The sequence below is a fragment of the Microbacterium sp. C448 genome, assembly GCF_000582705.2.
In the GTDB taxonomy this organism is placed as follows: Bacteria; Actinomycetota; Actinomycetes; order Actinomycetales; family Microbacteriaceae; genus Microbacterium; species Microbacterium lacus_A.
In genome coordinates, this window is sequence record NZ_HG779603.1 from 19,831 (window position 1) to 28,173 (window position 8,343).

Sequence of the window (8,343 nt, forward strand, 5' to 3'; positions counted from 1 at the left end):
TTATGTGTACGTTCGGTCAGTGTCTCAACGACCCACCCGACTGCACCCCCGGAGCATGATGCATCTGCGTTTCGTCGACCACCAACTCGCCACCACGTCTGAGCTCGACGCGCGCACCCGCAACGTCTACTCGAACGCGCTCGCACTCCCCGAGGGGGTGCCTATCCTTCTTGACGAGCGATGGCGGCCAATGGAGCCGTGGTTGACGTACTTCCGAATCATCGCAGCGTCCACAGACCGGGCGACGCTTCGCGCGTACGCCTACGACGCTCGGCGGTTTGCGTCGTTCCTCGCCGCGCGACAGACCGATGTGATCCATGCGTCGAGCGACGACATCGTCGCGTTCCGCGAATGGCGGCTGAGCGGCTCCGAGCGCCCGGTTTCGCCGGCGACGTGGCAACGCGACGTGGTCGTGATCCGCGGGATCTATCAGCTGCTCACGCAGACCGGGCAGATCCAGCGCGAACCTTGGATCACTGTCGGACGATCGTCGCCGCTCCGGACGCGTTGGAGGAGCGAGCCGGACATTCGACCCCTGACGCAGGCGCAGTGGCGCACGTTCCTCGACATCGGTCTCGGCGGACGAACCGCCGCAGGCGATTTGGACAAGAGTTGGCGGGGCACAACGAGCCTGCGTTCGAAAGCAGGCGCGCAGCTGGCCGTAACGACGGGGATGCGCCTCGGTGAGTTCTCCACGCTGCTCGACGCCGAAGTCCCGCCACCATCGAGCACGGGGACCAGCGTCTTGCTTGAGGCCTGCGCAAAGTATCAGAAGCGTCGCCGTGTCCATGTCCCCCTCACGACGCTCCGTGCCGTCGATCTATACCGGCAGACGGAGCGCCGAGCCGTTGTCCGCACGTCTGCAGCCTCTCTCTGGCGGCGTCGCGCCGAGCTGTTCGTCGTCGACGAGATCGATGTGGCAGCAGGCATCGTGCGAGGTCGGGTGGCTGGGAGGCGATCGAGGTGGCGGCTGCATCAGCTGCCTCCGCACCTGCGACGAATTGCCGTCATCGAGCGGGACCACGGGCTGGAGGCGCTGGGGCTGTTCGTCGGTCGAGGCGGTTTGCCGATCAGCCGCAGGCAATGGCACGCAACGTTCGAGGCTGCGAGCGTGCGCACTCTGGAGCTCGCTCAGGACGAGATGGGCGGTCGGCGTGCACGGATCACCCCGCACGATCTACGCCACACTTTCGCCGTCGTGCTCCTGAAGTCGCTGACCGAGGTGGCCCTCGCCCGTGAGGCGGAGCGACGGGCAGGCAACGTGGGACCAGCCACGATCTCCGAGCACATCGCCATCAACCCGCGACTCACAGTGCAGCGGCTGCTGGGGCACTCGAACCCGGCGACGACCATGGTCTACCTGCGCTACATCGAGGACACGGATGCACTGATCCAGGACGTATTCGAGAGTTGGAGCGACGAGGGCATGACCTTCGCGGAGGCAGTCCTCGCTGATCGGAACGCCGCGTGACCAACATCGACCTCGCTCCCCGCCAAATGCGATTCGTTCTACCAACTGCGAACCTCGATGGAACACTTGCCCCGCTCGACTTCGAACACCCTGTCCTGGCCGCTGAGCTCGCGGACGCACTGATCGATATGCGGCGCACCATGGACCACTCCGACGGCACCTCGTATCAGTACCGCAGGGCGCTCATCAGCCTTCTGCTCGGTCTGCCTGATGCACTACCGCGAACGGCGGGGTTGGCGTCCCCCGGCAACTCTTTGATCGATGCTCTGCACGTGTGGGAGTCTGCGTTGGCAGGCGCCTACCCGCCCCAGAGCACGATCCCATACAAGTATGGACGGCAGGTGCGCGCGCTCATCCGAGTCCACGCAGCGAGTGGTCGCACCATCAGCGAAGCAGTCCTCCGCTGGGCGCAAGCGCGTGTGTTGCACCAAGGCGGAGAATCCACGCCACTCGACGAGTTCTCGAATGCGGAACGCATCGCGATACGCGCCGCCTGCCGCGCCCGAATCCGCGAGTTGGAGACTCGTCTGGCAGTAGGCCGTCGGTTGCTCGCCAGCGGAGCCGATCCACGAGTCGCAGGATGGGGACGTAGCGCCGACGTTCTGTGGGGCATTCGCCATCTCGGACGCCGGCCTCACGCCACGATCGAGGGCGACATCTTGCGTGCGTGCGCAACGGGCGTGCTGGACGACCTTGACGCGGACTTCGCAGACGAGCGAGTCGTCACCCAGATTGATGCCGGTCGAATCACGCGGCGACTTCTGCCCTACCTCTATCCGACCAGTGAAGATCTCGTCGCATTCCGTTCGCTGCTGCAATTGGAGACCGGCGCGGCGCCCGAAGAGTGGTCAGGAGTGCGCTTGACGGATATCGAGCACTCGACCGGCGTCCTTCGCGTACTGCTCCGCAAGGCGCGGGCGCACCGGACTCGGACCGTGCGCTGCGCAGTCACCGGGGAAGACGACCGCAAGGGGTGGCGTGCAGGAGATCTCATCCTCCGCCTCATCGCCGCCACCGAACTCGCTCGAACCGAAGCGAAAGAAGCCGGTGCCTCGGACGCAGACGTCCTGTTCCTCACTGTGCAACGCACCGCGTCCAGGCACCTCGTCGCGCGACGGGAGTCGTTCTCTCGCTATCCATTCACCTCGTTGTTGACGTCGATCTCGCCCGAGATCTCGAAGCCGTACGACTCCCGCCGCCTCCGCAAGACGGTGAAGAGCGTTCGTGCAGCAGTGCTGCGCAGCGCAGACGCAGCCGCAGGGGACGATCACAGCATCGCCGTCTACCAACGCCACTACGCGCAGTCGACGACCGTGCACGTCTTGGCAGGCAACGCCGTCAACGCGGCTCAGAACCAGGTGTTCGATCGCGTACGCGGGCCGGTCTTCGTGCATGCCGCGGCCAGCACAGTCAACGATGTCGCGGGAGAATTGGGTACCGCCGCCGCAGCGGAGCTTGCCTCGAGCGCCACAGAGCATCGAATGAACGTGACCCAGTGCACGTCCCCATACGAATCGCCCTTCACGCCGGCGGGGCGGCTCTGCGAGCATCGGCCATCGATGTGCTTCGCGTGCCCGAATGCCATCGTGTTCGCTGACCACCTCCCGCGAGTCCTCGCGTACCGAGAGATTCTCCGCGGTCACGAGAACGAGATGCCTCCGGCCCAGTTCGCGGCCGTGCACGGCCAGCAGCTGGTGAACATCGAGCGCATTCTCCGCGAGTTCTCCCCGGCTGAAATCGAGAATGCGCGGATTGCGCACGAGTCCGTCTCGGTCCACGTACCCCTCACCCAGAGAGGAGTCCACCAATGAGCATCAAGCAAGGGCACCCTGCCGAGCGGGCGAAGCCGTCTGCAAGCGATCACTGGGCAGACGACACGCCGGTCGTCTCCGATCACCACCTCGAACACGACTATCCCATCCCCTTCTTCGGAGATGAGGATCGCTGGGATCTCAGCGCCTTGGGATGGAACCCTGCTGCGGGCCGCCATTCCGCGGTGCTGTTGTTCAACTCGTTCAGCGGCCCCTGGAACCTTCGTGCTCGCGAGCTCGCGATCGCCCTTCTCAATCCTGTGCATCCCGTGCTGCGGAACCAGCTGATCTACCTGCGCGCAACGCCCGCTCACGTGAAGACGATCCGCTCCAAGCTCGAGGGCCTTAAGCGGTTCGCCGCGTGGCACGCGGAAACCTTCCCCGACATCACGCTCCGACAGCTCCACCAGTCGCACCTCGATCGATTCCTCACCGACATCAAGGCGATGGGAATCCACTCCAGAACCAGGCAGGCCGTCGATGCCGTCCGTGACCTTCACACCTATGCGGCAGTCCTCACCGGCGGTGGGCTCCGGTTCCGCCCCTGGGGTGAGATCACGACGATCGCGCTCAGCGGACAGAAGTCCAGCACCGAGCTGAGCACACCGGTCATCCCGCCGCACGTCTGGTGGCCATTGTTGCGTGCGTGCTGGCAGTACATCGATGTGTTCTCGCACGACATCTTCGCGGCTGGCGCAGAGTGGTCCGCCCTCGACCGACCCAACGACGAGCGCGTGAAGGTTCAACGCCCCGAGGAAGTTCTCGCGCGATGGATCGCAACGCCAGGAAACCGGGTGCCCCTGCACCGGATGACATACGGGCGATTCCGCGAAGGAGAGATCCACTGGACGCTTCTCTCATTGCTTGTGTCCGATGGGCACAGCAAGCAGATGTTCGCGGAGCTCGACCGTCCCGACGTCGTCCGCCGACGACGGGACATCACCGATGCGATCGCCACAGGCACGCTCTCGACCGCTCGCGGGGGCCTCGCCACGCAAGCGACGACGATCGAACGCGCCGATGGATCCGTCGGGCCGTGGATCGACGGATTCGACCCGGCGACGATTCGAGTCCAACTGAAGCTCCTGCGCAACGCGTGCTACGTCTTCTGCGCGGCTCTCACGATGATGCGCGATTCGGAATTGCTGAGCATCAAGAAGGGAGCGCTCACCACCTCGTACGGCGCGCCCGCCGTCACCTCGCAACTCCGGAAAGGTCGACGCGGGATGCAGCGGCGCAACTGGTGGATCATCGAACCCGTGGCGCAGGCAATCGCCGTCGCGGAACGACTTGCTCTCGGCGACGACGTCTTCAGCTCGGTACGCCGTGAACACCGAGCGCAGGACGGAGCCGGTCGCTTCGATCGTCACAGCGAGCTGAAGCAGTTCATCTCTCAGCTCAACGGTCAATCCTCGGATGCCGGTCTCGAGCCGATCCCCGCGTTTCATCTCGCTCCGCACATGTTCCGGCGGACGATGGCAGTGATCACCGCGCAACAGCCAGACGGCGAGATCGCCCTCGGCATCCAGCTCAAGCACGCTGCGCGACGCGCCGTCGCGAACGGCACGACCTCCGGGTACGCGAGCGAGACGCCGGAGTGGGCTGCGGAGTTCGAGCATGAGCTCCAGGAAGCTGTTGCGTCACGGTTGGTCGGCGCCTGGTCTTCTCACCAAGACCACGAGATGAGGCTCGCAGGCGCAGGCGCACAGCGCTTCCGAGACGAGCTCGAGAAGGTCGAGGCCGTCGCAAGCAACGAGGTCAAAGTCGGCGACGAGCGCACACTGCGCGCGCTTCTGCGCGATCGCTTCAGCACGCTCCGATGGGGAACGGTCAACCACTGCCTCGGCATCCCTGAGCAGGCGGCGTGCTTGAAGGGGCTGCCCGCCGAAGCAGCCGCAGGAGGCGTCATGCCTAATCGCTGCCAACCCACCGCCTGCGGCAATTCCGTCGTCACCGAGGAGCACGCGCCGATCTGGATCGCGGAGGAACGCGACCTCGTCGCGAAGCTGCGCGACCGCAAGATGGCACCACACAATCGCGAACAACTCGAGACAGAGCTTGAGGACGTTCGCCGCATCGCGAGGAAGTTTGCGGATGCCTGAGATCACTGCCGCGACCGAACGTATACTGCGCGACGCGATGGAGCGCCTGCTCACCGGCGCGGCGATCCGCACCGACGGACGCCTCATCAAAGAGAACCTCTATCGCGAAGCGGGCATCAGCCGCGCCACCATGAACCGAGCGACTGCGGTCATGGATGAGTGGGCACGTCGCGTCGACGGGTCCCAGCCGCGAGATCGCGAGATCGAGTCGTTGCGAAGCTCGCTCGCCGATCGTGCAGCCCAGATCAAACAGCTCCGCGAGCGAGTGAGCAGCCTCGAAGCACAGCTGACGATCGCCGCAACCGCCGTCGCCGAGCTGCACGTCGAGAACCAGTTGCTGCGTGGCGACGACCCGAGCCGCAACATCACTCCGATGAAGCGACCGAACGCGGACCCACGCTGCAGGTGACGGGGGGGCTACCTCGTTCGCATCATCGCCACTTCGGAGGTCGGGTGTACGTGGTCGCGCCGACGGTGAAGCTCTCGGGCAGAAGAGCCTGGCGGATCTTGTCGCGACCGATCTGCGACGACGCGGGCATCAGCTGCTTGAGTTCGCTCGAGAACCGCTTGGGTGGGAAGGCGGCGCCGATGAACATGTGCGGGCGGAATTGCTTGGCCGCCCTGACCGCGGGCGCAAGATCGCTGTCGGCGCTGATGATCAGTGCCGAGTCCATCGCGTTCGCAGCGGCGTCGCCCACAAGAGCAACGGCGATGTTGACGTCGGTCTCCTTCTCCTCGTGCACCGTACGCGTTGCGCGACAGTTGAAGCACGTCACGGTCTTCGCTTGATATCGGCCCTGCGTGACGCTGAAGACGTTGGTGTGACGCGCAGCGACGGCTGCCTGATGGTAGGCCTGACGACTGGCCGCGCCCGCATCGCCCAGCACAGGTGCGGTGAAGTACTTCACCGCGACGATGTGGCTGCGTGGACGCAGGCTCTGCGCGAGTGCGACGAAGTCGATCCAGAGCGTCGAGCGTCCGAACTTGTCGTGCATGCCGTGATAGAAGTTGAAGCCGTCGATGTAGACGATTAGGCGCTCGTGCGGCGGTCCAGGAACGGGTGAGGCTGACAACAGACGACTCCAAATCGGTGCACGAGGTGATCACCTTCCTACCAGCGATCGTGTGTATAGTGTGGATACACCCCGCCCGGTTGTTCATCCCAACCGTGGCCCGACGCCCTCCCTCGTGGAGGGCGTCTTTGTGTCCGAGCCAGGTTGTCGAGCCATCGAGATTGCCATACAGATTAGGCCTTACCACAGAGGCCTACTCGTGACGCTTGATGGGTGCCTTCCCCCGCGACCTCGCCTGATGCGTGGGACCACTACGCTCGCGAGCTCGGCCAGAACATCCAGCGGGAACGAGCGCGCGTCGGATACAGCCAGGACCGTGTGGCGTACGAGTCCAACCTGAGCCGCTACACGTACCAGAAGCTCGAGAAAGGCGAGTCGAAGCCCGGAACTCCCGCGAATCCGACCGTCAAGACTCTGCTGGCGGTAGCTCAGGTGCTCGACGTTCAGCTCACGGACCTCTTGCCCAGCGTGACGCCCGACCTCACGATCCGCTGAGGCACTTCGGCGTTGCGGGTGACAGCCGCGACTACCAGGAGAGGCCTAATCTGTATGGCATTCTGCACTGTATGGGCGCTGCGGAACTCAATCAGGAGCCGTTCGTCATGGCGGTGGAAGATCCCTACCTCACCGCCCTGATCGGAACGATCGAGGAGCCCGCCGGATCCAGCACCGCAGCCCAAGCAGGCAGGCTGACGATCGCATGGTGGGACACGCATGGCACTGGGCCGTCGTGCACCGAACTCTTGAACGCGATGTTCACGAGCATCGCGTGGGACGACGTCATCGAAGACCCGGGACGGACACTCCTCGAACGCCGTGAACAGACCGAGCTCATCCAACGCTGGCTGATCAGTTACTGGACCCGATTGGGCGCGATCGCCTTCATCCCCGGACACGACGACGTTGTACGGCCGGGACGGATCTATCCCGAGCCGGAGACTGACTGATCCATCACCGCCTGATAGGTTGGCCGGTTCTACGTCGAGGAGGAAGCATGGGCGAGATCTCAATCGCAGGCCGTACGGTCACGGTCTCGCTCGTCGCGACCACGCACGGTGAGGACGGCGACATCCAGCGCTACCTCGTCGAGGTGTCGGGCTCGGACGCCGCGACCCACCTCTCGATTCTCCGCGTGACCAGCGCAGTCGATGCACGCGCAATGGCGTCGGCGATCGAGACCGAGCTCCTGCTCGACTATCCGGGCAGTCGTGAAGACGGGGTCCTCCGCGATCCGAACGTTCGCGCCTGGCGCGACGAGCATCGGACCGCAATCGAGGCCGCTCTCGGTCAGCTACGTGACGAGATCACTGGGATGCCGCCGGAGCCGGTGAGCGAACTCGAGCGAATGCTGCTGCACGCATTCGACATGGATCCCGACGACCCGGGTTCCCGCGATGCGTGAGTACCCGTGGTTCGACTTCGACCAAGTCGACTTCGTGACCTCTGACACCCACTTCAGTCACGCGCGCATCAGCGAGCTCGCCGACCGTCCATTCTCGACAGTCGAGGAGATGGATGCCGAGCTGATCCGCCGCTGGAACGACGTCGTCACCCCCGAGTCGATCGTGCTGCACCTGGGCGATCTCGCGCTCGGGCCGATCGCTGAATCCCTTCCACGCACCTCGCGCCTGCACGGCCGCCGACTCCTCGTGCCCGGGAACCACGATCGCGTCTCGCCCGCGACACAGTCGAAACGTGCCATCGAGCGATTCCAGCCCATGTACGAAGCGGCCGGCTGGGAGATCCTCCCAGAGGTAATCGAAGGAACCCGCCACGGGTACAGGCTCATTGCCTCGCACTATCCCTACGCGGGCGACAGCCAGGAGCAGGATCGTCACACGTCGCATCGCCCGCGCTGGGACGACGGCATCCCGCTCATCCACGGG

General features: G+C 64.7%; 8 protein-coding genes and 1 pseudogene. 8 read left to right on the top strand and 1 reads right to left on the bottom strand.

Annotated elements, in window-relative coordinates; translation table 11 throughout:
* The first annotated feature begins 55 nt into the window (after nucleotides 1-55).
* From MIC448_RS01800 to MIC448_RS01815, 4 genes are read left to right on the top strand one after another with little or no spacing between them, the layout of a single operon-like run.
* Nucleotides 56-1,471, top strand: a complete 1,416-nt coding sequence (locus tag MIC448_RS01800) for a tyrosine-type recombinase/integrase (protein ID WP_051512913.1) — start codon at nucleotides 56-58, stop codon at nucleotides 1,469-1,471.
* A complete protein-coding gene (locus tag MIC448_RS01805; RefSeq protein WP_036295194.1) occupies nucleotides 1,468-3,282 on the top strand; it encodes a hypothetical protein in 1,815 nt (604 codons plus the stop codon). Before MIC448_RS01800 ends, MIC448_RS01805 begins: the two co-directional genes overlap by 4 nt.
* A complete protein-coding gene (locus tag MIC448_RS01810) occupies nucleotides 3,279-5,384 on the top strand; it encodes a hypothetical protein (RefSeq protein WP_051512920.1) in 2,106 nt (701 codons plus the stop codon). The genes MIC448_RS01805 and MIC448_RS01810 overlap by 4 nt, the downstream gene beginning before the upstream one ends.
* Entirely contained in the window at nucleotides 5,377-5,793 is a 417-nt protein-coding gene (locus MIC448_RS01815; RefSeq protein ID WP_051512922.1) for a hypothetical protein, read from the top strand. Before MIC448_RS01810 ends, MIC448_RS01815 begins: the two co-directional genes overlap by 8 nt.
* Before the next feature lie 22 nt (nucleotides 5,794-5,815).
* Here the strand turns inward: MIC448_RS01815 and MIC448_RS01820 are convergent, their stop codons facing one another.
* Nucleotides 5,816-6,457 (bottom strand): NYN domain-containing protein, encoded by a 642-nt coding sequence (locus MIC448_RS01820; protein ID WP_036295197.1) that lies wholly within the window; start codon nucleotides 6,455-6,457, stop codon nucleotides 5,816-5,818.
* 213 nt (nucleotides 6,458-6,670) lie between these two features.
* Here MIC448_RS01820 and MIC448_RS01825 point away from each other — a divergent pair, with 213 nt between their 5' ends.
* The 4 genes and pseudogenes from MIC448_RS01825 to MIC448_RS01840 all read left to right on the top strand — a co-directional run.
* A complete protein-coding gene (locus MIC448_RS01825; RefSeq protein ID WP_036295200.1) occupies nucleotides 6,671-6,952 on the top strand; it encodes a helix-turn-helix domain-containing protein in 282 nt (93 codons plus the stop codon).
* A gap of 71 nt (nucleotides 6,953-7,023) precedes the next feature.
* Nucleotides 7,024-7,404, top strand: a complete 381-nt coding sequence (locus MIC448_RS01830) for a hypothetical protein (RefSeq protein WP_036295203.1) — start codon at nucleotides 7,024-7,026, stop codon at nucleotides 7,402-7,404.
* A gap of 47 nt (nucleotides 7,405-7,451) precedes the next feature.
* Nucleotides 7,452-7,859, top strand: a complete 408-nt coding sequence (locus MIC448_RS01835; RefSeq protein ID WP_036295206.1) for a hypothetical protein — start codon at nucleotides 7,452-7,454, stop codon at nucleotides 7,857-7,859.
* Nucleotides 7,852-8,343, top strand: a pseudogene (locus MIC448_RS01840) (hypothetical protein); the annotation flags it as partial. The gene MIC448_RS01835 and the pseudogene MIC448_RS01840, both read left to right, overlap by 8 nt.

Bases quoted from the DNA above. Each gene is read 5' to 3' on its own strand.
- MIC448_RS01800 (WP_051512913.1), top strand. From the start codon at position 56: ATGATGCATCTGCGTTTCGTCGACCACCAACTCGCCACCACGTCTGAG.
- MIC448_RS01835 (WP_036295206.1), top strand. From the start codon at position 7,452: ATGGGCGAGATCTCAATCGCAGGCCGTACGGTCACGGTCTCGCTCGTC.
- MIC448_RS01810 (WP_051512920.1), top strand. From the start codon at position 3,279: ATGAGCATCAAGCAAGGGCACCCTGCCGAGCGGGCGAAGCCGTCTGCA.
- MIC448_RS01830 (WP_036295203.1), top strand. From the start codon at position 7,024: ATGGGCGCTGCGGAACTCAATCAGGAGCCGTTCGTCATGGCGGTGGAA.
- MIC448_RS01815 (WP_051512922.1), top strand. From the start codon at position 5,377: ATGCCTGAGATCACTGCCGCGACCGAACGTATACTGCGCGACGCGATG.